The following is a 25,736-nucleotide window of genomic DNA, read 5'->3' as shown; positions in this document are numbered from 1 at the left end:
AACACCTTCCGATACAAATTTACTTGCGAATGCCCGTAAGAGGGGCTGACATGGCGGCATTAGGTGCCCTAATACGCATGAAATGAGCTACGGTAGGAGCGATTGTAGCCATCTTTACCGGTGCATATAAAATTTCCGGCTTTATATTATTACCTATGAAAACAAGCGGCACCGAAGCATACGTATCACGTACCACATGAGTCGAATGGGACGCTTCATCCACCACCGACCAGCCCGGCATGACTTCTACATAAATGTCGCCCGAGCAATTCGGATTGAATGTATTACGGATTTTATCGATGCGGGGAGTCCATGCGCCTAATAACAAGCGTTGCGATGAATAAGCCGTCCGCACACCGCTCATCTGCACAATGAAGTCGGAAGACACATTCAATATCTCCGTCAAGTTCAGTTTGCGGTCTTCTATCAGCTTATGGTTCAGATAAATCTGGCGGTCATAATACGTTTCTACATATTGTCCCGGACCATAGATTGCCATCAGATACATGTTCAGCAATGCCGCACACCGTTCGATGTGGAACTCTCCGCTGGGTATGCGGTATTGTTCCGGGTCTTTAGGGTCAGAGTCGGCATACCCCGTCGAGGTGATAAAGAACAACGTGTTGCTCAAACCCACTTTCTGGTCTATCAATTCCAATAACTCCCCTATCGCATGGTCCAGACGCACGTACACATCCTGAATTTCCATAGCATATTCCGTGTTCGGCTTATGGTCGTAGTTTCCTGCATAATAAGAGAGGGTCAGCAAATCAGGGATATTGTCTTTCCCCACCTGAGAATGAAGCAGGCAGGCACGAACCAGCCGATTCACTTCATCATTTACGTAGGGGCTGGTCTTAAACTTCCGGTATTTTGTCGCACGTTCATCCGAGAAATCATGCTTGAATGTCAATTGTTTGACATCCGAAGTCACATACCGATACGAAGTTACAGGGAGATACGGTCCCCACGTCAGGCTTCCGATACGGAAATCCAGCCCTTCACGGTCATTATACGTAGTCACCCATTCGGGGAAAGTGCCATAATAAGTAGACCCGCACCATTTACCCGTCTCATCGTTCAGCCAAAGCGCACACTTAGCCGCATGCCCAGCCGAAAATACAGCCATTTCGCGTGTAGGAGCTATCGAATAGACTTCTGCCGCCCCATGCGTCGCCACCATCAGTTCATCCGATAAGGTAGAAACTAACAGATGCTGGGGCGAAGTGCTTTCCGAGGTATAGATGCCCATATAAGCAGGGTCGTCTACGCTCTTCACCATCCGCAACGTGCTGCGGTCCATCCAGCGGTTTCCTACGATACCATTATAATAAGGTGTAGTTCCGGTATAAATAGATGCCACCGCCGAAGAGCGGTCCATATTGATAAAATCGTATTCCGCATTGCAATACACCCGCCCTTCTTTCATCAGCCGCTTGAATCCCTTCTCGCCATACAGGGCAGAGAAAGCCTCGATGTAATCGGAACGGAGCTGGTCGATAGTCAAGCCCACCACCAAACGGGGTACGGGTGACGCGGTCTGCGCCTGCAAACCGGTCAAAACTATTGCCGCTATTAAAGATGTCAAAATACGTTCTTTCATGCCTTCTTTTTCCTAATAAATATACGGCTTGCCGAATTCACAAACAAACCGAGCGCCAAAGGTAATACTGTTAAGTTAAATTCTTGCCCACAAATCGGAACTATCACCATAAATAATGTTAAATACATCACATTTATAACATGATAAGGCTCCGGCAAGCCTTTTTTCTCGTGCCAAATGAGGAAAGGAAGATAAAACAAGGGTATCGGATTGAAGAGCCCAAGCAACCAATTCGACCCTACCGTAGGATGCGTGGAGAAGAAAAAGAGGAAAGCAATCAAGCATCCGGCAAGCCCTTGCAAAAGGAGCAAGAACAAGTCCCATCCCCACCAAATGCGGCGTTTCTTCCATTGCACCCATCCCATTACGACGCATATCACCAAGAAGAGAATGCCGCACGCCATGGGCGACAAAGGGAAACCAGGCTCGAAAGGTTCAGGGTCTACATCTACAATCGTGGTTTTCTCCAATACGAGCGGACGTTTTTCTCCATTCGCTTCAAGAATATAAGCATCATCCGCATAATGCAGCATATAGAACGGGGCGAACATCTGCAAACGCTTTCCAATCGGCTTATCCGCTTCCGCGCCCAAGCACATATCAATGCCCAACTCGTCCCATTTGGCTTCGGAAGTAAACTCATGTACAATGCTACGGAACGTTTTATTCGGTATCGAGTCGGGATAAACCACCTTTCCGCGGATAGCCTCTTCTATCTTGTCGCGCGCACGGGTCGTACAATTATCATAAAAGTAATTATACCGGTAAATCCGGTTCTCCGGACGGTAATTCTCTTCGAGCAAAGCTACAAGCCTCTCCTTTTCCGCCTGAGTCAGGTTCAGCACTTGCTGGTATACCGAAGAGCCACGCATGGCATATTCCGCCCTAAAATATATATAAGGTGTAATGCCCAACTGGTAATCGGTCTCCCCTTTCACGAAACGCCATACGAAATGCGGCGCGCGGAAGTTGAACATCCCGTAATTGAAAACCAAGTCAATCTTCCGGGTATAATTCTCATAGCGGATAGCCGTATGGCCGAAGTGCGCATAGATTTCACTTCCGGGGGCGCAGGTCAGCAGACTCAAGCGTATGCTATCGGGCTTGGAGCTATATGCATTGGCAAAGCCACATAGGAGCAACGCCAAGAGCAAGTATTTGAGTTTGTATTTCATCATTCATGCCTATTTTATGCCTATTCGGGCGCAAAAATACATGGAATAATTGAAAAGTTCGAAAGAATTTCCCGTTTTTATTGCCCGACCTATTCTTTTTTTAGTTTACTTTGCATCCCAAAAAACGAGAAAAAGTGAATTTAGTTATTGACATAGGCAATACCGTAGCCAAGCTAGCGGTGTTCGACAACGAAGACATCGTAGAAATCATCCGCGGGTCAAACCACTCGCTCGATTGCTTGCCCATGCTATGCAACAAATATCCGATTGAACGGATTATCATTGCATCGGTCATCACGCTCAGCAATACGATTAAAAGACAATTAAAGAAGATAGAAATCCCTATCCTGGAGCTTACCTACAAGACTCCGGTCCCTATCCAAAACATGTACAAGACCCCTGAAACATTGGGCATGGACCGATTAGCGGCAGTAGTAGGCGCCAACTATTTATCTCCGGGCAAGAATTTGTTGGTCATAGATGCCGGTACGGCATTGACCTACGAATTTATCGATGCGCAAGGACGCTATTGGGGAGGAAACATCTCTCCGGGCATTTACATCCGGTTCAAAACCCTGAACGCATGTTGCGATAAGCTTCCTTTGATTGAAAAAGGAGGCGACTTGCCCGAATTCGGATACAGTACCGAAACGGCTATCCGGGCAGGTGTCATCAAAGGCATCGAGTTCGAAATAACAGGTTATATCCACCTGATGCAAAAAAAATATCCCGACCTTTTGGTTTTTTTAACCGGAGGAGATAAATTTTCTTTTGATACAAACTTAAAAAGTATCATCTTTGCAGACAGATTTTTAGTATTGAAAGGTTTAAACAGAATTTTGAATTATAATGTTAAGAAATAAAGCATTCATTAGCATCTTAATGCTCATAAGCGGCTACTTATCCGTAGCTGCCCAATCTAGCACTAATTCTCCTTATACACGATACGGATTGGGCGATTTGTCCGACCGAGGTTTTGCCAACAATGCCGCTATGGGAGGCATAGGTTACGGTATCCGTAACAACGGATATATCAACATGACTAATCCTGCCGCATTTTCGTCAGTCGACTCCCTCTCGTTCATGTTTGATTTGGGCATGAGCCTGAAAAGTTCTAATTTTAAGGAAAACGGTATCTCTGCCAATGCCAAGAACTCCAGTTTTGACTACATAGCAATACAGTTCCGGTTACACAAACGTTTAGGTATCGCCGTTGGATTCACTCCGTATTCAACTGTAGGATACAACTTCTCGACTACAAATTCCGTAGAAGGGAACAATGATTATACAGCTACCAACAACTTTTATGGCGATGGCGGACTGCAACAGATTACTGCCGGATTGGGTTTTAAAGTATTAGACAACTTATCGATAGGAGTAAGTGCCGGATATATGTACGGCTCGCTCAACTATCAGACAAGCATCGGATTTAATGTCGAAAGCGACCAGACATACGTATATAACAAACTGAATGTAAAAAGCTACGTTGCCGACTTCGGTTTGCAATATACACAACCGATTGGCAAAACGGATAATCTGACCTTAGGTCTGGTCTATGGCTTAGGACATACCTTAAACTCTACCGATACAGAAGGTATTCAGGTTACAGACAATCCAACTAATCCAAGCTATTCGTCAGTAAACGAAAAAGTTATCAACGACTCGTATGGCATTCCTCATACATTCGGCATTGGTTTAGCGTATTTGCACAAGAATAACCTGACTGTAGGAGCAGACTACACGTTGCAAAAATGGTCTTCGGTGAAATACCAAAATAAGACCAATATGTATGAAGACCGTCATAAGATTGCCGTAGGTGCCGAATACATTCCGAATCCCATCGGAAGAAATTATCTGCAACGCATCTGTTACCGTGTGGGAGTCAATTACACTACGCCTTATTTGAATTTGCCTCAATATGAGGGTCCGTCTGAATATAGCATCAATGCCGGATTCGGATTCCCGCTTTATTTGTTTCAGCGGAGAACAATCCTGAATTTGACCGGACAATATGTTCGTGTACGTCCTTCTGTAACCAATATGCTATCGGAGAACCGATTCGTCATCAAACTAGGACTGACCTTCAACGAACATTGGTTCATGAAATGGAAAGTCAATTAATCCGGTTATTCAAGAATACCTAAATATAAATGCCATGAAGATGAATTGGTTTACTATGCTGGTTGCGATTTCATTATGTCCAATATCTGTATTTGCTCAAAAAGGAGTGGAAGACGGATCTCGTTTTGGACATGGAGAAGACAGCATCCGTTGCCTGCAAAACATCAGCATTTATACCAAATATGTAAAAACGAATAATTTGAAAGATGCTTATACCCCATGGAAAGCAGTGTTTACTGAAGCACCATGGGCACAAACCGGCATTTATACTAACGGAGCGAAAATATTGCGTGCTTTGATTGCTGAATCAAAAGACGAGGCACAGCAAAAAGTTTATGTAGACGAACTTATGGCTGTACATGACCAATGTATTAACTATTTGGATAAACTGAATACATTGGTAAAAACTCCTAGAAGCAAAGGTGCTATTTTAGGTATGAAAACCCATGACTATATTATATTTACCGGAAGAGACTTCGATGTAAACAAAGCATACGAAATGGGGAAAGAAGCCATCGGTCTGGAAAAAGCAAACTCCAACTATTTCATGTTACAAGACATGATGGATATTTCATTACGCAAACTGAAAGCGGATGAAAATCATAAAGAACAATTCATTCAAGATTACCTGACTGTATCTGAATATGCAGATGCCGCTTTCAAAGCCGCAACCAACGAAAGAGACAAAAAACTGCTGAAAACAGCTAAAGACATCATAGACGCTTATTTCATTAATAGCGGAACAGCTACTTGCGAAAACCTTCAGGCTATCTATGGTCCGAAAGTTGAACAAAACAAAACCAATCTAGAATACCTGAAACAAGTCATTTCTGTAATGCAAATGCTGAAATGCACCAATGAAGATGTCTATTTCGCTGCTTCTGAAGCCGCTCATGCCATAGAGCCTACCTCGGAAACCGCTGCTGGATGTGGTTATATGTGTTATAAAAAAGGTGACATGGACAAGAGTATGCAATACTTTAATGAAGCAATTGAACGGGCACAAGATAATGGCAAAAAAGCGGATTATTACTATAATGCTGCGATTGTATTATTCAGCCAAAAACAATTGGCACGCGCTAAACAATATGCTTTAGAATCCATTCAAGCCAATGGCAATAACGGAAAGCCTTACATCCTGATTGCACAAATGTATGCATCAAATCCTAACTGGAACGATGAACAGGCATTGAACCAGTGTACTTACTTTGCTGTAATCGACAAATTACAAAAAGCCAAATCCGTAGACCCCAGTGTAACAGAAGAAGCCGACAAGTTGATTCATACTTATACAGCCCATACCCCGAAAGACAAAGACTTATTCTTCTTAGGATTGAAAGAAGGCGATACAGTTACTATCAACGGATGGATTGACGAAAAGACAATAATCAGATAAACAACACCTTATGTCACACAGACAAAAAAACAAACGATATATACTTTCTTTAAGCATAACAGTTTCCGTATGGATAGCGGTTATGTTTATTCTATTTCCTTCGTGCAAAAAGAAAGAAAATTTGGCAGATGCAATCACCGAAAATGATTCATTGCCCGATATGCGCACGACAGGAGTAACCACCTACATATCCGACTCAGGCATGATCCGTTATAAAGTCATTACAGCTGAATGGTTGATTTTTAGCGAAGTAGACACTCCTTATTGGGCATTTAAGAAAGGCATTTATCTAGAAAAATTTGATACATTATTCCGTATCGATGCAAGCATCAAAGCTGATACAGCATTTTATTACGAACCTAAAAAGTTATGGGAATTACGAGGGAATGTCCATATCCGTAGCCAACGGGGAGACAAATTCGATACCCAGTTAATGTTTTGGGACCAAGGCAAAGAAAAAATCTATTCCGACCAATATATCCGGATTGAACAGCCAGACAAAATCCTGACCGGATACGGATTTGAATCAAACCAGCAAATGACTGAATACCAAATATTCAACAACACAGGAATTTTTACAGTTGAAGATACGGCACCAGCAGATACGGTCAACCAACAACCTTCCAACTGATTATAAGTCCCAAAGTATGATGACAGAACTTATCCTATATTTAGTGCTATGCATGATGCTTTCCATATTCTTTTCCGGCATGGAAACTGCATTTCTTTCATCCAGCAAGCTACACTTTGAAATGAAAAGAGACAATAGCCTGTCTGCTAGGATATTATCAACATACTACCGGAATCCTAATCACTTTATTTCGACTATGCTTGTCGGAAACAGCATTTCATTGGTCATGTTCTGTATCGGAACCGCATTACTGATCGAACAATACTTCCCTTTTCCAAGCATGACAAATGATTTCCTGCTGATTGCCATTAAAATCATAGCAGCATCCTTTTTCATCATCATTACGTCCGAATTTATTCCCAAAACCATTTTTAAAATATTCCCAAGCCATACTTTGCGGTTATTTGCAATTCCGGCATTCATTTTCTATATACTGCTCTACCCCATCAGTTGGCTCGTATCATCACTCTCAGCAGGAATATTGCGCATATCCGGACATAAAGTAACCCCAAAAGATACAGACAAAGCTTTCTCTAAAGTCGATTTGGACATGTTTATCCAAAACAGCTTGAAAAATTCAAACAACCAGGAAAATGCCAATACCGAAATTGAGTTATTCCGTAACGCATTGGACTTTTCTAATATTAAAGTACGCGATTGTATGATTCCGCGAACTGAAATCATCGCCGTAGAACAGAATACTTCCTTGGAAAAGCTGAAAGAAGAATTTATAGCAAACGGAATCAGCAAAATCATCGTATATAAAGAAAATATTGACAACATTATAGGATACATCCATTCTTCTGAGATGTTCAAGCCACTGACCGACTGGCATAAAAACATACGCCGCATTCCCATTGTACCCGAATCAATGAGTACTCATAAACTCATGCAACTACTTATGCAACAAAAACGGTCGTTAGCTGTAGTGGTAGATGAATTCGGAGGAACATCGGGCATCGTAGCCATGGAAGACCTGGTAGAAGAAATCTTAGGAGACATCGAAGACGAACACGACACCAATTCTACCATAGGGAAAGCCATAGGAGACCATGAATACATCTTCTCCGGAAGGTTCAAAATAGAAAAAGCCAATGAGGAATTCGGTCTTGAATTGCCCGAAAACGATGAATACCAAACCATAGGCGGACTCATTCTTCATGAATACCAAAGCATCCCCAAAGCATGTGAAACAATAGTTATCGACCGGTTCCATTTTAAGATTATCAAGGTCACAGCGACCAAAATTGAGCTGGTAAAACTGAAAGTTATGACATAAACACAAGGAAAACATCATTTTTTTGCTGAAAAACAACACGGCTAAGCACATTTTTTGTATCTTCGTGCGCTAAAAGAAAAACAATAAACAAAATAATAACATTAAAGAATGGCAACTTTACAATCAATCAGAAGCAAAGGACCACTTTTGGTCATTGTTATCGGTCTTGCCCTTTTTGCTTTTATAGCAGGTGACGCTTGGAAAGTACTCCAACCGCACCAAGGTAGACAAGACGTGGGAGAAGTAAACGGAGAAAAGCTCTCCGCACAAGAGTATCAGCAAATGGTAGATGAATTCAGCGAAGTCATCAAACTGACAAACGGTCTGAATTCATTGGGTGAAGACGACCTGAATAGAATTAAAGATCAGGTATGGAACACCTATGTCACCAACCAGCTGATAGCAAATGAAGCCGAAAAATTAGGTTTGAAAGTAACAGATAAAGAACTTCAAGCCATTATCGACGAAGGTACAAACCCGTTGCTGATGCAGACTCCGTTCCGCAATCCGCAAACCGGTGCGTTCGATAAGGATATGCTGAAAAAGTTCTTGGTGGAATATGCAAACCTGAGTTCTTCACAGATGCCTGCGCAATATGTAGAATATTACCAAAAAATGGGTAATTTCTGGAAATTTGTAGAAAAGACACTGAAAGAATCAACCTTGGCTTCCAAATACCAAAACCTAATAGCTAAATCATTGATTTCAAATCCTGTCGCTGCAGAAGATGCATTCAAAGGCCGTACGGCACAATCAGACTTGCTCTTGGCTGGAGTTCCTTATGCCAGCATCAGCGATTCGACCATTACCGTATCGGATAGCGAAATCAAAGATTTATACAACGAACGGAAAGAATCTTATAAACAACCCGTAGAAACACGTGACATCCAATTCATTGATGTACATGTGGTTCCGTCTGATGCAGACCGTGCTGCCGTTTTGCAAGAAGCAACGGAATACAGCAACCAATTGGATAAGACCACCAGTGATTATGCTGCATTCATCCGTTCAACCGGCTCGGCTGTCAATTATGCCGATTTTGCTATCAACAAGACATCATTGCCACAAGATGTTGTAGCCCGTTTGGATTCTACTTCTATCAATGAAGTATATGGACCTTACTACAACCAAAGCGATGATTCATACAATGCATTCAAAATTCTTGCCAAAGCAACAGCTCCCGATTCTATCCAGTTCCGCCAAATTCAAGTAATGGCAGATACCGAAGATAAGAGAATCGCTCTTGCAGACAGTATTTTCGATGCTATCAAAGGAGGTGCAGATTTTGCAGAAATAGCTAAAGCATACGGACAAACCGGAGAAGCTGCATGGGTAGACGCTAGAAGCTGGGAAGGTGCAGCACTTGATGCAGAAAACACCACTTACATCAAAACTCTCATCAACCAGCCTGTTAACGAACTGAAGAACCTGCAATTGGGACAAGTGAACTTGATTCTTCAAGTGATGAACAAAAAAGCAATGAAACCTAAATATCAGGTAGCTATTATCAAATTGCCGATTGAATTCAGCAAAGAAACTTATAGCGATGCATATAACAAGTTCAGCCAATTCGTTGCTCAAAATACAACACTGGAAGACATGAAGAAAAATGCAGAAGAAGCAGGCTATACCGTAATTCCGCGCAGCGATTTCCGTAGCGATGAACATTATGTAGGCGGTATACGTTCTACACAAGACGCATTAAGATGGATTTTCGATGCTAAAGAAGGTGAAGTTTCCCCTCTCTACGAATGTGGAGAAAATGACCACATGATGGTAGTAGGGCTGGAAGCAATCAACAAAAAAGGTTATGTCAACATCAACAAAGTAGCCAATGTTTTGAAAGCAGAAATCATCCGTGATAAGAAAGCTGAACAACTGATGAGCCAAATGCAAGGATTTAACAGCTTAGACCAAGTAAAGGGCATGAATGATGCAGTCAGCGATAGCGTAAAACACGTAACATTCGGTGCTCCGGCTTATATTTCGGTTACTCATGCCAGCGAACCGGCTATCAGCGCATACGCTTCTAAGGCTGAAGTAAACAAAATATCAGCTCCTATCAAAGGCAATGCAGGTGTTTACATGATTCAGGCATACGCAAAAGACAACGGTACCGAAGAATTTGATGCAAAGAAAGAAGAAACAAGCCTTTCTTCCATGGCTCCGCGCTATGCAGACCAATGCATTTACGAATTGCGTGAAAAAGCAAAGGTTACCGACCAACGCTACTTATATTTCTAAAGATTCATAATAGAAAATTAGAAAAAGAGGCTGCATCAAAATGAAAGTGAATTTTTATTTTGATACAGCCTCTTTTTTCCTTTCAGCTTGCATCAATTAATGCATACGGCTTAAATCAGAATCTCATCCAGATAAAAATGCAATTTCATTAGGCTAAAACTGCAATTTCATCTAGATGCAATTACAACATCATTATTCAATCAGCACATACACTTGATAACGGGTATTTTCCCGCACAGGCGTAAGCGATAAATAACCGTTTGTTAATTTTCCGTCTTTTAACATGACCGGATTCGCTTCCCGCATTTTCCGATGAAACAATAAAGCCTCATCAGATACAGAATAATGTTCGACACAAAAACGGCCTTCCGAAACAGGATGCACATAACGGTCGAAAAAAATACGGGAAAGCACTCCCATATTCATCCGCAAATTTACTTCCACACACGGCTGAATGCAATAATCCGACTCCCGACAAACCATCATATCCACACCTAAATATCCAATGTAATGTCCCCCTAGCCATTGGGGTAAAAACTCAAGTAAATGCCGGCGGATTTCATGCAAGATTTCAAGCGGGACATAGCTGCAAATCCGTTGCTCTATCCGCACATCAGAAAGAAGAAGATTCGATTTATAATTACCAAAAACATCTGTTTCAAAAAGAGAATAACCTACAAAACTGACATTTCCGCCCTCTTCTGCATGAAACTCCATAGCAAAATCACACACCTTATTATATATAGGCTCTGCCATTACGCCTCCTTGAACACGAAAAACACGTGACGTCCATCCTACAACTGAATCCGTCCACGTTGTCCGGTTTACGAAAACCAATCCTCTCCCACTCCCCGACCACGGAGCTTTCAAAACACATCTTCCCCATAGTTCCAGTTGCGTCTTGACCTCTTCCAAACTACGGCAAATACATGCTTCACCACATATTCTTTTCATACCTGCAAAACTTCTCAAGACCTCAATGCCGCTCATCCTTCCCGATAAACGTCTTAACTCAGCCATCGCTTCCGCAGAGGGGAAAGAAGACGCTTTTATTCCTGCTTGAACCAATGTATGAATAAATGCCGGATTCCACCCCCACGGAACATAAACGCCAGGCATCCAATGTACAGTCCATTCCACATCCGGGAAAGGAATCTCCCCCCGACACAAGTCGGTCCAACACGGAATATCCGTATCCTGTTCTACTTTAATTGTACTTCCTTTCGGCGCATACCAAGCAGGCAATGCAGCCAAATCGTTTGCCATGCGCACAATCTCAGCTGGAGCTTTGTAATAAGGAGTAAAATTGGCTAATGCCATATCGTTCTCCGGATTGAAATAGTAAATTGTTCTCTTCATACATTATCGTGATTAAAACACAAAGAACTTTTAAAAAAGAGGCCGCAAAGTCTTTTTCGCATTCCCTATTCGCATTCTCTGTCTTCTTAAAATAAAAACTTTGCGTTTTTGCGTCTCTGCATTTGACAATCTCCACACAAAGTTACAAGAAAAAATAATATTTTGATAACTCCAGTTTGCAAATTAATGAACTATTAGTATATTTGCACCGAAGAAATCGAAATTCATGGAAGCATTTTACAGAACACATAATTACTTGGTCGAACACACAGATGCACCTGTGCGCCGTGACTTGATGGATGAAATAGACTGGAGCAACCGCCTTATCGGAATCAAAGGCACACGCGGTGTAGGAAAAACCACTTTTCTTCTGCAATATGCAAAAGAAAAATTCGGTTATGACCGTTCATGTTTGTTTGTGAACATGAATAATTTCTATTTCTCTCAATATAGTTTGGTTGATTTCGCCGGTGAATTCGTCAAACGAGGCGGAAAAGTGCTGCTAATTGACCAAGTCTTCAAATTGCCGAACTGGAGCCATGACCTCCGCACGTGCTATGAACGTTATCCCAATTTGAAAATTGTTTTCACCGGTTCGTCGGTTATGCGTCTGAAAGATGAAAATCCAGAACTGAACGGCATTGTACAATCGTATAACTTACGCGGTTTCTCTTTCCGTGAGTTCCTGAATCTCCAGACAGGAAATCACTTTTCTCCTTACACCTTGGATGAAATCTTAACGAACCACGAACATATTGCGAAGACCATCCTCCCGCACATTAATCCGCTCAATTACCTTCAAGACTACATCCATCATGGCTTTTATCCTTTCTTCCTCGAAAAACGCAATTTTTCGGAAAACTTGCTGAAGACCATGAACATGATGATTGAAGTAGATATTCTTTTGATTAAACAAATTGAGCTGAAATATCTCTCGAAAATAAAAAAATTATTATATTTGTTGGCAGTTGACGGACCTGTTGCACCCAACATCAGCCAATTGGCTTCTGATATACAGACTTCACGTGCTACGGTTATGAATTACATCAAATATCTTGCCGATGCACGCTTGATAAATATGGTATATCCCAAAGGAGAAGTATTCCCTAAAAAGCCAGCGAAAATCATGATGCACAACACCAACCTGATGTATAGCATCTATCCGGTAAAAGTGGAAGAACAAGATGTATTGGAAACATTTTTCGTCAATTCTTTATGGAAAGACCATAAAGTGAACAAAGGAGAAAAAGGCACATCCTTTTTAGTCGATGGGCATTTGAACTTCCGTATTTGCAACGAAGGATATAAAATAAAAAGCAATCCGGAAGTTTATTACGCCTTACACCGGACTGAATTAGGACATGGAAACCAAATTCCATTGTGGCTGTTCGGATTTTTGTATTAAATAAGGAAACGATATTTTATTACCTAATATAATGAGTAATTGTATGACTAAACAAAAAAAATTCATCACGTGTGATGGTAACGAAGCTGCTGCTCATATCTCGTATATGTTTACAGAAGTAGCTGCTATCTACCCTATCACTCCGTCGTCTACTATGGCTGAACACGTAGACGAATGGGCTGCCGCAGGTCGTAAAAACATCTTCGGCGAAACAGTTTTGGTTCAAGAAATGCAATCTGAAGGCGGTGCTGCAGGTGCAGTACACGGCTCACTTCAGGCTGGTGCATTGACTACTACTTATACTGCATCTCAGGGTCTGTTGCTGATGATCCCGAACATGTACAAAATCGCAGGTGAATTGTTGCCTTGCGTATTCCATGTATCGGCACGTACATTGGCTTCTCACGCTCTGTGTATCTTCGGCGACCACCAAGATGTGATGTCTACCCGTCAGACCGGTTTCGCTATGTTGTGCGAAGGTTCTGTACAGGAAGTAATGGACTTGGCAGGTGTAGCTCACTTGGCTACTATCAAAGCACGTGTTCCGTTCGTTAACTTCTTCGACGGTTTCCGTACTTCTCACGAAATCCAGAAGATTGAAAAGCTGGACAACGAAGACCTTGCTCCGCTTATCGACCGTGAAGCTTTGGCCGAATTCCGCAACCGTGCGCTGACTCCGAACAAACCGGTGGCACGCGGTATGGCTGAGAACCCCGACCACTTCTTCCAACACAGAGAATCATGCAATCCTTACTATGAAGCTGTTCCGGCTATCGTAGAAGAATACATGAACGAAATCAACAAGATTACGGGACGTAACTACGGCCTGTTCGATTACTATGGTGCTGAAGATGCAGAAAACATCATCATCGCCATGGGTTCGGTAACAGAAGCTACACGTGAAGCTATCGACTACCTGACCGCTCAAGGCAAGAAGGTAGGTATGATTGCCGTTCACTTGTATCGTCCGTTCTCGGCTAAACACTTCCTGGCAAAGATGCCTAAGACGGTGAAACGTATCGCTGTGCTCGACCGTACCAAAGAACCGGGCTCAAACGGCGAACCGTTGTATCTGGACATCAAGGACGTATTCTACGGACAGGAAAATGCCCCGCTTATCGTAGGCGGACGCTACGGTCTGGGTTCAAAAGACACTACTCCGGCTCAAATCTTGTCGGTATACGAAAATCTGGAACTCCCGATGCCGAAAGACCACTTCACTATCGGTATTGTGGATGACGTTACCTTTACTTCTCTGCCTCAGAAAGAAGAAATCGCTCTCGGTGCAGAAGGCGTATTCGAAGCTAAATTCTACGGTTTGGGTGCAGACGGTACGGTAGGTGCCAACAAGAACTCTGTAAAGATTATCGGTGACAATACCGACAAGTATTGCCAGGCTTACTTCTCTTACGACTCGAAGAAGTCGGGAGGTTTCACCTGCTCTCACCTGCGTTTCGGCGACCACCCGATTCACTCTACTTACCTGGTAACTACCCCGAACTTCGTAGCTTGCCACGTTCAGGCTTACCTGCACATGTATGACGTGACCCGCGGTCTGCGCAAGAACGGAACCTTCTTGCTGAACACCATTTGGGAAGGCGAAGAACTGGCTAAGAACTTGCCGAACAAAGTAAAGAAATACTTTGCTGAAAACAACATCACCGTTTACTATATCAACGCAACCCAGATTGCACAGGAAATCGGATTGGGCAACCGTACCAATACCATCCTTCAGTCTGCATTCTTCCGTATCACAGGCGTTATCCCTGTAGACTTGGCTGTAGAACAAATGAAGAAATTCATCGTGAAGTCTTACGGTAAGAAGGGTGAAGACGTTGTCAACAAGAACTATGCAGCTGTTGACCGTGGCGGTGAATACAAACAATTGACTATCGACCCGGCATGGGCTAACTTAGAAGTTGAACCGGCTGCCGCTAACAACGACCCGGCATTCATCAACGAAGTTGTTCGTCCGATTAATGCACAAGACGGCGACTTGTTGCCGGTATCTGCATTCAAGGGCATCGAAGACGGTACTTGGTATCAGGGAACAGCCAAATACGAAAAACGTGGTGTGGCTGCTTTCGTTCCGGAATGGAATGCTGAAAACTGTATCCAGTGTAACAAGTGTGCATACGTTTGTCCTCACGCTGCTATCCGTCCGTTCGTTCTCGATGCAGAAGAACAGAAGGGTGCAAACTTCACTACCCTGAAGGCTGTAGGCAAGCAATTCGACGGCATGACCTTCCGTATGCAGGTTGACGTACTCGACTGCTTGGGCTGTGGTAACTGTGCCGATGTTTGTCCGGGCAACCCGAAGAAGGGTGGCAAGGCACTGACCATGAAACACCTGGAAAGCCAATTGGCAGAAGCAGACAACTGGACTTACTGCACGGAAAACGTGAAGAGCAAACAAGACTTGGTAGACATCAAGTCGAACGTGAAGAACTCTCAGTTCGCTACTCCGCTCTTCGAGTTCTCTGGTGCTTGCTCAGGTTGTGGCGAAACTCCGTATGTAAAACTGATTTCTCAGTTGTTTGGCGACCGCGAAATGGTATCTAACGCTACCGGATGTTCTTCAATCTACTCAGGTTCTGTACCTTCTACTCCGTACACAACTAACGAAAAGGGTCAGGGTCCGGCATGGGCTAACTCCTTGTTCGAAGACTTCTGCGAATTCGGTTTGGGTATGGAATTGGCTAACAAGAAACTGCGCAACCGCATCGAAGACGCTATGAAAGCTGCTATCGCTTCGGAAGAAACTCCGGCTGAATATAAAGAAGCATTCCAAGAATGGATTGACGGACGCAACGATGCCGACAAAAGCAAAGCTGCAGCCGCTAAGATTATCCCGTTGGTAGAAGCTGCTAAGGACAAATGCCCGAGTTGCGCTACTATCTACGAATTCAAAGATTACCTCATCAAACGTTCTCAGTGGATTATCGGTGGTGACGGTGCTTCTTACGATATCGGTTACGGAGGTCTCGACCATGTAATCGCTTCAGGCGAAGACGTGAATATCCTCGTATTGGATACCGAAGTTTACTCGAACACAGGCGGTCAGTCTTCTAAGGCTACTCCGCTGGGTGCTATCGCTAAATTTGCCGCTTCTGGTAAACGTGTACGCAAGAAAGACCTTGGTCTGATTGCCACTACTTACGGTTATGTATATGTAGCTCAGATTGCAATGGGTGCTGACCAAGCTCAGACTTTGAAGGCTATCCGCGAAGCTGAAGCATATCCTGGTCCGTCATTGGTTATCGCATACGCTCCGTGTATCAACCACGGTTTGAAAGCAGGTATGGGCAAGAGTCAGGCAGAAGAAGCTAAAGCCGTTGAATGCGGTTACTGGCATCTGTGGCGCTTCAACCCGGCTTTGGAAGACGAAGGCAAGAATCCGTTCTCACTCGACTCGAAAGAACCGAACTGGGCTAACTTCCAAGACTACCTGAAGGGTGAAGTACGTTTCGCTTCTGTAATGAAACAATATCCGACAGAAGCAGCCGACTTGTTCGCAGCTTGCGAAAAGATGGCTAAGAAACGTTACGATTCATACAAGCGTATGGCTGCTATGGATTGGAGCAATGAAAAAGCCGAATAATCGGGATTTGATTTGACATTAGTGTGAGGCCGCTGGTTCCTGTGAAGGAATCAGCGGTTGTTTTATTGTACAACTGAAAAAAATCACCTATCTTTGTAAGATACCCTGCAATGTTATTTCGAAGGGCAGAAAGAATTCTGAAAGGCTTGCCATCGAAAAGTTGAAGACAGAATGGAAATCTATCCTGTGCTGCATTTCGACATGAGTACGGCAAAAAGCCTAAGCAAGGAAGGGCTGGAAAACCAATTCATGGGAAAACTGTATGCCGCCAGTCGGAAAGAACCTCTATATTTGTTCTTTTCGCCAGCGGCATACTCCCATAACGGCCATAGCTGTTGATACAAAGGATATACGACCAGACCATGTAAGGAATACGACCTGATGCCCTCTGATCGTATTCCTTTTATGATGCTATTTGAATGCCTCCCGATAATTGGCGACAAGCATCCGCTCGATGTCCGATTCCTTGTAAAGAATCTTTCCGCCCAACTGGTAGTAGGCTATCATCCCGTTGTCACGCAGCGTCTGCAAGGTTCGCGGACTGATGTTGAGCTGTCGGCATACCTCTTGGTTGTCCATCCACCCGTTTAATGACTTGCCGTCCAGCTTTGCAAGAAGGGCACCCACCCGCTCCGTGAAACGGTTGAACTTCGCCGCCATTTCCTCTAACACTTCTTTCTGAATAATCAAAACTTCCATAGTCGATACTGTTTTAATGTTAATACTCGGTTTCGTCTACAAAGTAAAGTGGTATCGGGCATCAAACAATGGGTTGGCAGTTTCGTGGAAACATTTGGCAACGATTGGCGTTTTTCGTAATCTAAGAGATATGGATTTTTACCCAAATTTGAATGTCCGCATTTTACCAAATTATCTGTAGGGGCAGGGTCTGCCTGCCCGAATGTGCCCACAGATATATCAGTTGATGTATTCGAGCGGGCAGACCCCGCCCCTACAGGTTGGCATTTTGCGGATATTCATATTATCCCAATATCCTACATCATATAAGTCTGAACTTACTATAGCACAGCAACATTACTATCTATTTGAAATCTATATCCGACTTATGCCTTTATATTTCAATCAGGTTCGGAAGATTAAAGTTTGTATAATCTCCATTCATAATAGCCCCATTTGAGAAAATGGTTAAACCGTCTTCCTTCACTCCGTGTCGTTTATGAATATGCCCAAACAGATGTAAACGGGGCTTTATTTCTTTTACTCTCGTCAAAAGCTCTGTCGAACCATAGTTTATCCCATCGTCAAAATCAAGAACGCCATAGGGCGGACAATGGGTAATCAATACATCTGTGTCGGCAGGTATGGCTGCATAGTTACGGGCCTGACGGTCAGAAATGCAATCTTCCATGAACATGGGGACACCATAGAATTTAACTCCATCAATTACCACGCCAGAATTGCATAGATAATGCACATTCTTATCCAACCCGCCTATCTTGGCTCCATACAGACAGGCATCGTGATTGCCACAGATAAAAATCTTATGCAAATAAGGAAGGTCGCAATACCAATTCATGAAATCAATGGCTTCCTGCTCGCTCCCATTCATGGTGAAATCTCCCGAATGTATAAGGATGTCAGCATCAGGCAGCTGTGTGAGCCGCCGATGCTGACTGTGGGTGTCGGAGAGGTGAAGGATGTTAATTGGGTTGGTCGGCATTTCTTTTTGCATTCATATAACGGTCTATACATTGATTCATTTTCTCAATTAAATCGACTTCATCTTTTATATCACTGCCATTAATCGTTAGTTTGTAAGACTTTAGATTTTCATCTTTGCAAAGACGTTTATCTCCATCATACATATCAATCCAATTCAAACTTTGCCACTTGAATGAATATGATGTGTTGCCTTTTTTATATTCGAAAGATATATGAAGCCCTTTGGGTGGCATAGATTCATTATCCAGCCAGTTACTCTGTTGGCCATTTATAGTAACTCCATCAATCTCTTTTAGGAAAGCCAGCCTCTCTCTTATAAAAGATGTACCAATAAAAAACGATCGGGAACTGTAATCTCCGCTTCTGTATGCATAGTTTGATAAAACATCCATACCACACATCCATTGCTTATGAATCCAGAATGTAGGATATTTTTCGCATAAAGCCCTTAAGTCCGTTTGTAGCAGACTTAATTCTTGACTACTATTTTCATTCATGAGGAAATTATGCATTTTTGAAGCGTATTTTACGAATATCCCCCGTAAGTTATTATCGTCATTCGACAAATCGTAACCGGTAAAAATCGTTTTTATATCCTCGTCATTAAAAAACGAAATCATGTGATATATAACATTCCTATCTTCTTTCGTTGATGTTACGCTCTTTTTTAGATTCTTCCATTTTGTATCAAAATCAGACCAATCCCATTCCCCACTATTGTTAAGGAACAGAAAGCGTATAGCACCTTTGAAGAACGCATATTTTTCAGCCTCACTGATAACATCTTCCCATGTTTTTCCATTAAATTCTTCAATATTGCCACTATAATCTTTTTTGAGGATCTGTTTTGCTTTCTCGGTTTCTTCAGCTAATTGCTCTTTTGCCGCATCTGACTTTACAATGGTATTATTGTCCGCTAAGAAAGCATAAACATCATGACAATGTTCGCCTATTTCATCAATGAGCTTCAAACATCCAATCAGGGTTGCATTTGAATTTTCAACAATATTCCAAACTACACGCATCCAGCGTTTAAAACTACTCTCATCATACGTGCCAATTTCAAAATATTTGCATACTGCGTGGAATACAACCCGCTGATCCCGTTTCAAAGTCGTAATGGTGTATTCTTTATATTGGGGGATAAAATAAAAATCATCGTTCTCTTTCCATGACGGGAGGGAGGCCGCTTTGATTTTATCGAACTTATTTCCCGATATTTTACTGTTTTCACAACAAGATGCGGCAAAATGGTTTAAAGTTTCTGTTAAATGGTTCAATACATCATATAGCTCCTCAAATTTATAAATGTCAAAAGAGCCATATATCAGTTTTGAATCATTGCTATCATCTCCATATAAATATTTGTACGTTTTATCCGTTTCGATATTTTTTTCGGAAGAATTTCTTAGCATTATCCAGTTTAGAAAGAACCTGTTCAGAAACGCGAAATAAATTTCATCTATCTTATTATCCCTGCTTTCTTGCCAAAACAAATCTGTCCATGTAGTATCCAATTTGATTGCGATGCCGTTTTCTGGATCTAAGAATTTCTCCCATTTTTTATCTTCTTCTGCTTGACTCGCAATATATCCTAATAAATCCGCCTTGAAGTTTTCAAAACTTGTCAATTGCTTTCCACGAGCGTTCATCTTGACATAAAGATCGTCTGAAAGGCCGAAATCGTTCAAAGGTAAATAATAGAATATTATCGGGGAACAATCTGAAGATAACGAATCCCAGTATTCGTCAAATTTGTCTGTGCCATCAAACAATTCCTCCATTCCGTCTGTTATGTCTTCTCCAGCCTTATTGTTGATTTTCGTTCCTCCTAACATTCTTAACATGGACTGTATGGTTGGGTCTTGTTTCCATACCGAGTAAAACCAGGTTTGTGAAGTAATAAAGCCAACAATGTCTTTCCCATCAAATGTTTTAAAGTTATCCGCATTGCAAAGGCATCCACAAAACTCACGGGATGAAATCCTTGTCTCGTAAGTGAAATTTCTCAAAACATCACAGATCCTTTCTTGGCCTTTCACCACCTCATCCAACTTTCCTGCTCTTAAGGCAACGTACCAGTGCAAAAGCCACAATGTGGTCAATCGTTGCTGACCGTCTAAAGGTTGAAGTTTTCCGTTTTCCTTTGAGCCATAGACAAAATCGAGCTTTAAGGCTTCCCTTCCCTCATCCAATGCCTGCTTGAGGCTTTCAAGAAATGTTTTACGCAAATATTCTTTGCCGAGTCGTCCTTGGGCATAATCGCGCTGTATGATAGGTATTTCAACTGTGTGTTCTTGTATAAAATGCCAAAAAGAAATGGCTTTATTAGCCTTTGTTTCCTTGTATTCCATTATGCTTATCTCCTTATTTTTAGTCCAACTTTTCCAAACAAGACTTGATGTCTTTTTTATATGCTTCGGCATCATTTTTTGTCCAATAATTATTGTTTCCTGCTGTTGCGGAATAATATTTCAAGAAAACATGCTTTGTAACTGGCGGAACGAATGATGAAACAGCATCTTTTTCTTCCGACAATACCAGCTTGCCGTCTTTTGAAAGTTTTGGAACGGGAATTAGCTTGCCTTTGTCTTTCCCTATAATAACCCTTCGTTTACCAGAGAAAATGGCATTGCCATAACTTCGGTTCGTCGAAGAATCAAGTAATGTGTAATTCTCTATTTTGTTCTTTTCTTCCTGTGTCCATTTTTCCGGTATGGAAACTTCAGATTTTACCTCCTCCTTTATCTCGTTGAACAACTCCTTTTTATCCTCTATTTCATCGAGGCTAAAGTATTGTTTTATTTTATCCTGCAACGTTTCATTTACACCCATGTAAATATTCAGCAGCCACTCTTTTTGTGTTTCCTCATCATCCTCCACATTGTCCGTGTTAGAATTTATATGTTCCACATCCCAACTTTCGAGTTTGTAAAGATGAAAGGGAAATTTATAAAAAACTCCTAATTGGTATTTTTCGTTACTTCTTTGTGTTAAGTTTTGGTTTATCACTGTTTGTATATTGTGAAACAACAGAATAGGTTTACATTTAACTTTACCGCTTCCGTCTTCCTTAAACTGAAAGTTTAAATCTGGACAACTGTTTATAACTGTCTTTATTTGCCCTTTCAAATATTCAAGGAACGAAGTTTTACTTTCATTCCATTTGTTTATGAAATCAACAAGGCGATCGTTTTGGCATATTACCAAATACCCGATATAATGGTATATTTCCAAATTGTTATACCACTCCTGGAAAATTTGAAAGTATTTTTTTACGGCTTTCCAACAGAATTCCACATCGGCGTTTCCCGTTTTAAAATACTCGTAGAAATACCGGAACGTGTGGTATTGATCTGTTCCGATATTATCTTTATTTATATGGAGTTCATTTTGTTCACATACCAAATCGAAAATAAAATCAATACGGGTTGGCTTTTGGTAACCGGGGTTATTAAGAAACAACCAAAACTCTTCGTTTTGCAGGGTGTATTCCATATTGTCCCATTCAGAAGCAATTTCCTGTTGGCACAATCTTACGCTTTCATCTTTGCTGAAATTGGAACGGTTCAGAAATAACGCTTTAATAAGTTCTGCATTTGTGAGGGGTATTTTACCTATGTTCAAACGGGTAAACACCTTTATCGGGTCAGGCTCATCGATTTCGTACCAGATGAATTTGACATTATTTTTTAATTTGTTCTTGAAATTGTCTCTTTGTTTTTGATCTTTTTGTTCTAAAAAAGTCTTCACAGTTTCGTATGCTTTACCCATATAGGAAAAGTCAATATAAACCTGAGTAAGACTCTCGTTTTGAGTTGTTATATTTCTCAAAAACTCTTTACTGTCTTTCCTCGTTTCGTACTCAATGTCAAATATGTTTGTTGCTCCAAAATATGAAAGAATGATAAATATTGTCGTTAACCGTTGCTGGCCGTCAATCACTTCATACCTGATTTGTCTATTCAAAGCAACTATTATTTCCTGTAATTCAGTCTTGCTTTCTATCTCTTGTTTGAATTGGTCTATATCCAAAATCGTTTTTTTTACCACCAATGGTTGCAAGCAGTACCAGTTATCGCCTTCTTGCTTGAACTCATCAATGTCGTTTAACAAGTCTTTCACTTGCTGTTCCGTCCAGCGATAACCGCGTTGATAACTTGGAATGTAGAAATTCATTCCAAGAAGTTCATTTGTTTTTTTTAATTCAATCTTACTTTCCATGATATAATAATTTACAGTTTGCCATTACAATACCCCATTTCACCCAATTTGCATAACCCTGCATCCCTAATCTCTCTCATAAACAGCCGCGCGCACATCTCTGCATCATCCCCTGCCCGATGGTGCTGTCCATAAGGTATCTTGAACTGGTCGCAAAGATAGTCCAGACTGTTGCAGCCGAAGTTGTATAGCCTGCGTGCCGCACGGAGGGAACAATAATAAGTGATGTTAGGCTTCTCCATGCCGTATAGTTCCAATGAATGACGGATGCAGCCGATGTCGAAAGCGGCATTGTGAGCCACAAGCACGGGAATGTCTTTCAAATATTCGCTGATTTCTGCCCAAACTTCCGGGAATTCCGGTGAATTGACGGTATTATTCGGTCGGATACCGTGTATCTGCATGTTCCAATAGCTGTACATGTTGCCTTGCGGACGGACGAGCCACGAACGGGTTTCTACTATCTTTCCGTCACGCACCACACAAATCCCGGCTTCACAGATGGAAGCACGTTTGCCCGTGGCTGTCTCAAAATCAATGGCGATGAAATTTATTCCTTGCATGGTTTATCCTCCTCTTTCCAAGTGTAATAGTCCAACATGTTTTTTGCAAAATTGCGCATCTCATTGCGCACGGATTCCGGCTCCAGTACTTCCACCTGGTCGCCTTGAGCGAGAACCAACTGATAGAAGTCGAAAGTCGGTTTCAGATGGTACTCAAAGAGCGTGGACTCATCATCACCCTCTATCTCCTTTTGTGATTCATGCAAGGGCAAGGTGCGCAGATAATCGGCAAAGCCACCGTATGCCAAAAGTACAATGCGTTGTATGGGTTCATCCGATGTGATTACTCCGCAGCATCCTTCAAAATAGTGGTTGACATCGAAGTTCTTTTTCATCTTGAATGTCTTGCCCGTGTCCTGAATGTCTGAAATACGGTCGAGGGCATACACTCGGTAGACATCGGCAGGCTTGATGCCTTTCTCTTTGTTCCGCTCCGAATAGTACGGGCTACGCGCCACCACGTACCAACGGCGCTTCACGACTTTCAGACAATATGGTTCAATTTCAAACGTATTGACTTCCGGCTTGCCGAATCCTTGGTGTGTGATGCTCAACACACGATTGCGCCGCATGGCTTCGGCGATAGGCGTGAGCCAGGTTTGTCCCGACGGAATATCCTCAAAGATAATCCGGTCTTCCAGCTTGTTGTCCGCCTGAATTTGGTTCAAGGTGGCATAGGAACTTATCAGCCAACTTTGCAGATTATTTCCTTCCAACCGTTCAGGCTCATCTATGTAATACCGGTAACCGTCTTTCCTATCACATTCAATGTACACGTCAAAGATGTCTTTGATAGCCTTCTGGTGATTATGGAATGTGCGCAAAGGCAATTCTTCACCGTAGCCCAGTCCACTTTCCTGCCAAAGCTCACTGATTTCTTGAAACGTCAGGCGTTTGTATCTGAGCAGGGTATCTATCAACCAGACATACCGTCCAAAGAGATTTGCTGCCATACTGTTATTTATTAAATGTTCTGCTACAAAGTTACTTGTTTACTTGTGAAAAATCGCGGCACATTCTTATTTTTTCTACTTTTCAATTTATTTTTTCCTTGTTATGCCTCGTTTTGGCACTTGACAATCCTTACTTTGCAGCAGAATTGATGTTAAATCCTTTAATAATAATTTGTAATATGGCAACAAAGAATTGGAACAACGATTTTATGGCTAAAGTATTGGAAGAAGCCGCATGGAAAGAACTGTCAAGCGAGTTCGCTTGGAACGAACAACTGCTGGAAAAGTACAAGGACAAGGTGGTGTGGAAAGAGATCTCCAACAATCGAAACATCCTTTGGACCGTATCCATGATAGAGAAGTTCAAAAATAAAGTAGATTGGGAGGAGCTTTCCGGTTCCGATAACAAGCATCTGTTTACGGCAGAGAATCTGGGAAGATACAAGAATTATTGGAATTAGTCTAAATTGTCGGGGAATTCCAATGTGGAATTGACTCCCGTGCTCTTGGAGCAATTTGCCGAGTATTGGGATTGGAACGAAATCATAGACTGCTATCACCGGGACGAATTGTATAGCATGGAGTTTCTGGAGAAATACCAGGATTATATTCCAGCATCCGCTTTGCAACGTTCACGCCTGTGGGACAAATTGGTTGAAGACGAGAAGAAACAACTGAAGATACGTATCCTTTCATAAAACAATTTCAAAGCAGCGGAATAATATGGACGAATCCAAAGAATTAACAGGGCTAAATCAAGACAATTATGACTATCCCTTGGCCGACGTGTCTCATTTGTCGCCAAAGGAGAAAAAGGACTTGTTAAGACGAGGAATGCACATACCGAAAGAATTGCATTCTGACGAGGAGTTTGAACAATGGGTAACGGTGTTTGCAGAATGGAACACATACAACTACAGTAACGGACATAAACCTACGGAAGAAGAAAGGAACGTCGAAAAAATGGCTGCTGCAAGTTATGAACGTGGTTTGTGGTATCACCACAAGCGTTTCAACGAATGGAAAAAAGAACACCTGCAACCGCTCGTTGACGAGTTAGTGGAACACGCTGCCCATGACCCGCAATATGACTGGCAATACCTATACGAATTGGAGTACGCCAAACTGCGCTGCATGAGGGCTTACTTCTCACATTCGCTGATAGCGGACGAGAATGGAAACTTCGGGTTCAACCGTTGGATTGACATTTGCATCAACCTGCTGCAGCATATCAAAGATGACGGCTTAAACATTTCCCGGAAGCAAATCGAGCGAATGAACATCCGAAATGTCGGCGATGTAGTGACATCCTCAATGGTCTGCGATTACATGGAAGCCCCAATATCGGTGGATGAAGAAAACAGTTCTCTCGACAAGTTCTTTTATGGAAAGCAAATCTATGTCCGCAAGATGGAGCGGCTGTATTATCGGATACGTCTTTACAAGATGAAGGAATGGTGGGAATAAATGTTATAGTCCATAACCATCAGAAAGGGCAA

Annotated in this window: 21 protein-coding genes; 12 read left to right on the top strand and 9 right to left on the bottom strand. The window is 42.1% G+C overall.

All coding sequences use genetic code 11. The features are described 5' to 3' along the window. Positions 1–19: 19 nt before the first annotated feature. On the bottom strand, positions 20–1,603 hold the full coding sequence (locus B5F91_RS11725) for an alkaline phosphatase family protein (RefSeq protein WP_087429266.1): 1,584 nt from the start codon (positions 1,601–1,603) through the stop codon (positions 20–22). Next, positions 1,600–2,778: a DUF4105 domain-containing protein gene (locus B5F91_RS11720; protein WP_087429281.1), complete on the bottom strand. Its 1,179-nt coding sequence runs from the start codon at positions 2,776–2,778 to the stop codon at positions 1,600–1,602. Before B5F91_RS11720 ends, B5F91_RS11725 begins: the two co-directional genes overlap by 4 nt. 134 nt (positions 2,779–2,912) lie before the next feature. Here B5F91_RS11720 and B5F91_RS11715 point away from each other — a divergent pair, with 134 nt between their 5' ends. From B5F91_RS11715 to B5F91_RS11690, 6 genes are all read left to right on the top strand, one after another. Continuing rightward, on the top strand, positions 2,913–3,641 hold the full coding sequence (locus tag B5F91_RS11715; RefSeq protein ID WP_087429265.1) for a type III pantothenate kinase: 729 nt from the start codon (positions 2,913–2,915) through the stop codon (positions 3,639–3,641). Then, positions 3,628–4,899 (top strand): hypothetical protein, encoded by a 1,272-nt coding sequence (locus B5F91_RS11710; protein WP_087429264.1) that lies wholly within the window; start codon positions 3,628–3,630, stop codon positions 4,897–4,899. Before B5F91_RS11715 ends, B5F91_RS11710 begins: the two co-directional genes overlap by 14 nt. A 34-nt stretch (positions 4,900–4,933) precedes the next feature. Continuing rightward, positions 4,934–6,295 (top strand): hypothetical protein, encoded by a 1,362-nt coding sequence (locus tag B5F91_RS11705; protein ID WP_087429263.1) that lies wholly within the window; start codon positions 4,934–4,936, stop codon positions 6,293–6,295. Positions 6,296–6,305: 10 nt separating this feature from the next. Then, on the top strand, positions 6,306–6,926 hold the full coding sequence (gene lptC, locus B5F91_RS11700; RefSeq protein WP_087429262.1) for an LPS export ABC transporter periplasmic protein LptC: 621 nt from the start codon (positions 6,306–6,308) through the stop codon (positions 6,924–6,926). 19 nt (positions 6,927–6,945) lie between these two features. Continuing rightward, entirely contained in the window at positions 6,946–8,205 is a 1,260-nt protein-coding gene (locus B5F91_RS11695) for a hemolysin family protein (RefSeq protein WP_204244688.1), read from the top strand. Positions 8,206–8,313: 108 nt separating this feature from the next. Further along, complete coding sequence (locus B5F91_RS11690) at positions 8,314–10,449, top strand: peptidylprolyl isomerase (protein WP_087429260.1); 2,136 nt, start codon at positions 8,314–8,316, stop codon at positions 10,447–10,449. A 192-nt stretch (positions 10,450–10,641) separates the two neighbouring features. Here the strand turns inward: B5F91_RS11690 and B5F91_RS11685 are convergent, their stop codons facing one another. Next, a complete protein-coding gene (locus B5F91_RS11685) occupies positions 10,642–11,808 on the bottom strand; it encodes a hypothetical protein (RefSeq protein WP_087429259.1) in 1,167 nt (388 codons plus the stop codon). A 226-nt stretch (positions 11,809–12,034) separates the two neighbouring features. On the opposite strand from B5F91_RS11685, the gene B5F91_RS11680 reads away from it, so the two are divergent. The 3 genes from B5F91_RS11680 (at position 12,035) to B5F91_RS15420 (ending at position 17,153) form a co-directional block, all read left to right on the top strand. Continuing rightward, positions 12,035–13,213: an AAA family ATPase gene (locus tag B5F91_RS11680; RefSeq protein ID WP_087429258.1), complete on the top strand. Its 1,179-nt coding sequence runs from the start codon at positions 12,035–12,037 to the stop codon at positions 13,211–13,213. 43 nt (positions 13,214–13,256) lie between these two features. Then, on the top strand, positions 13,257–16,814 hold the full coding sequence (nifJ, locus tag B5F91_RS11675) for a pyruvate:ferredoxin (flavodoxin) oxidoreductase (RefSeq protein WP_087429257.1): 3,558 nt from the start codon (positions 13,257–13,259) through the stop codon (positions 16,812–16,814). A 171-nt stretch (positions 16,815–16,985) separates the two neighbouring features. Continuing rightward, positions 16,986–17,153: a hypothetical protein gene (locus tag B5F91_RS15420; RefSeq protein WP_239416418.1), complete on the top strand. Its 168-nt coding sequence runs from the start codon at positions 16,986–16,988 to the stop codon at positions 17,151–17,153. A 72-nt stretch (positions 17,154–17,225) separates the two neighbouring features. Here B5F91_RS15420 and B5F91_RS11665 read toward each other — a convergent pair whose 3' ends face one another. The 6 genes from B5F91_RS11665 to B5F91_RS11640 all read right to left on the bottom strand — a co-directional run bounded on the left by B5F91_RS11665 (position 17,226) and on the right by B5F91_RS11640 (position 24,237). Beyond that, a complete protein-coding gene (locus tag B5F91_RS11665) occupies positions 17,226–17,513 on the bottom strand; it encodes a helix-turn-helix domain-containing protein (RefSeq protein ID WP_087429256.1) in 288 nt (95 codons plus the stop codon). A 373-nt stretch (positions 17,514–17,886) separates the two neighbouring features. Further along, the gene (locus tag B5F91_RS11660) at positions 17,887–18,495 is read right to left on the bottom strand and encodes a metallophosphatase domain-containing protein (RefSeq protein WP_239416417.1); all 609 of its coding nucleotides are present in this window, start codon (positions 18,493–18,495) and stop codon (positions 17,887–17,889) included. Further along, the gene (locus B5F91_RS11655; RefSeq protein WP_158099915.1) at positions 18,476–20,851 is read right to left on the bottom strand and encodes a DUF262 domain-containing protein; all 2,376 of its coding nucleotides are present in this window, start codon (positions 20,849–20,851) and stop codon (positions 18,476–18,478) included. Before B5F91_RS11655 ends, B5F91_RS11660 begins: the two co-directional genes overlap by 20 nt. A 19-nt stretch (positions 20,852–20,870) precedes the next feature. Beyond that, entirely contained in the window at positions 20,871–22,721 is a 1,851-nt protein-coding gene (locus B5F91_RS11650) for a DUF262 domain-containing protein (RefSeq protein ID WP_087429254.1), read from the bottom strand. An 11-nt stretch (positions 22,722–22,732) separates the two neighbouring features. Further along, positions 22,733–23,284, bottom strand: coding sequence for a 3'-5' exonuclease (locus B5F91_RS11645; protein WP_087429253.1), 552 nt, complete (start codon positions 23,282–23,284; stop codon positions 22,733–22,735). Beyond that, the gene (locus B5F91_RS11640) at positions 23,272–24,237 is read right to left on the bottom strand and encodes a WYL domain-containing protein (RefSeq protein ID WP_087429252.1); all 966 of its coding nucleotides are present in this window, start codon (positions 24,235–24,237) and stop codon (positions 23,272–23,274) included. Before B5F91_RS11640 ends, B5F91_RS11645 begins: the two co-directional genes overlap by 13 nt. 179 nt (positions 24,238–24,416) lie before the next feature. Between B5F91_RS11640 and B5F91_RS15415 the strand changes: the two genes are divergently transcribed. The 3 genes from B5F91_RS15415 to B5F91_RS11630 are packed head-to-tail and all read left to right on the top strand — an operon-like array spanning position 24,417 to position 25,704. Then, positions 24,417–24,698, top strand: coding sequence for a hypothetical protein (locus B5F91_RS15415; protein ID WP_239416416.1), 282 nt, complete (start codon positions 24,417–24,419; stop codon positions 24,696–24,698). Positions 24,699–24,722: 24 nt separating this feature from the next. After that, a complete protein-coding gene (locus B5F91_RS15410; protein ID WP_239416415.1) occupies positions 24,723–24,935 on the top strand; it encodes a hypothetical protein in 213 nt (70 codons plus the stop codon). Between the two features lie 25 nt (positions 24,936–24,960). Further along, positions 24,961–25,704 carry a hypothetical protein gene (locus B5F91_RS11630; RefSeq protein WP_087429251.1) on the top strand — a complete coding sequence of 248 codons (744 nt, stop codon included), beginning with the start codon at positions 24,961–24,963 and terminating at the stop codon, positions 25,702–25,704. Positions 25,705–25,736 lie beyond the last annotated feature (32 nt).

Origin of the sequence: Bacteroides sp. An322 (assembly GCF_002161765.1) — a bacterium.
GTDB lineage: Bacteria > Bacteroidota > Bacteroidia > Bacteroidales > Bacteroidaceae > Phocaeicola > Phocaeicola merdavium.
This window is presented reverse-complemented; position numbering and strand designations above follow the sequence as displayed.

Excerpts from the sequence above, each read along its gene's own strand:
- B5F91_RS11690 (WP_087429260.1), top strand. The coding sequence starts at position 8,314 with ATGGCAACTTTACAATCAATCAGAAGCAAAGGACCACTTTTGGTCATT.
- B5F91_RS11720 (WP_087429281.1), bottom strand. The coding sequence starts at position 2,778 with ATGAAATACAAACTCAAATACTTGCTCTTGGCGTTGCTCCTATGTGGC.
- B5F91_RS11680 (WP_087429258.1), top strand. The coding sequence starts at position 12,035 with ATGGAAGCATTTTACAGAACACATAATTACTTGGTCGAACACACAGAT.
- B5F91_RS11725 (WP_087429266.1), bottom strand. The coding sequence starts at position 1,603 with ATGAAAGAACGTATTTTGACATCTTTAATAGCGGCAATAGTTTTGACC.
- B5F91_RS11645 (WP_087429253.1), bottom strand. The coding sequence starts at position 23,284 with ATGCAAGGAATAAATTTCATCGCCATTGATTTTGAGACAGCCACGGGC.
- B5F91_RS11710 (WP_087429264.1), top strand. The coding sequence starts at position 3,628 with ATGTTAAGAAATAAAGCATTCATTAGCATCTTAATGCTCATAAGCGGC.
- nifJ (WP_087429257.1), top strand. The coding sequence starts at position 13,257 with ATGACTAAACAAAAAAAATTCATCACGTGTGATGGTAACGAAGCTGCT.
- B5F91_RS11655 (WP_158099915.1), bottom strand. The coding sequence starts at position 20,851 with ATGGAATACAAGGAAACAAAGGCTAATAAAGCCATTTCTTTTTGGCAT.
- B5F91_RS11685 (WP_087429259.1), bottom strand. The coding sequence starts at position 11,808 with ATGAAGAGAACAATTTACTATTTCAATCCGGAGAACGATATGGCATTA.
- B5F91_RS11665 (WP_087429256.1), bottom strand. The coding sequence starts at position 17,513 with ATGGAAGTTTTGATTATTCAGAAAGAAGTGTTAGAGGAAATGGCGGCG.
- B5F91_RS11630 (WP_087429251.1), top strand. The coding sequence starts at position 24,961 with ATGGACGAATCCAAAGAATTAACAGGGCTAAATCAAGACAATTATGAC.
- lptC (WP_087429262.1), top strand. The coding sequence starts at position 6,306 with ATGTCACACAGACAAAAAAACAAACGATATATACTTTCTTTAAGCATA.
- B5F91_RS11695 (WP_204244688.1), top strand. The coding sequence starts at position 6,946 with ATGACAGAACTTATCCTATATTTAGTGCTATGCATGATGCTTTCCATA.
- B5F91_RS11640 (WP_087429252.1), bottom strand. The coding sequence starts at position 24,237 with ATGGCAGCAAATCTCTTTGGACGGTATGTCTGGTTGATAGATACCCTG.
- B5F91_RS15415 (WP_239416416.1), top strand. The coding sequence starts at position 24,417 with ATGGCAACAAAGAATTGGAACAACGATTTTATGGCTAAAGTATTGGAA.
- B5F91_RS15420 (WP_239416418.1), top strand. The coding sequence starts at position 16,986 with ATGGAAATCTATCCTGTGCTGCATTTCGACATGAGTACGGCAAAAAGC.
- B5F91_RS11650 (WP_087429254.1), bottom strand. The coding sequence starts at position 22,721 with ATGGAAAGTAAGATTGAATTAAAAAAAACAAATGAACTTCTTGGAATG.
- B5F91_RS11705 (WP_087429263.1), top strand. The coding sequence starts at position 4,934 with ATGAAGATGAATTGGTTTACTATGCTGGTTGCGATTTCATTATGTCCA.
- B5F91_RS11660 (WP_239416417.1), bottom strand. The coding sequence starts at position 18,495 with ATGCCGACCAACCCAATTAACATCCTTCACCTCTCCGACACCCACAGT.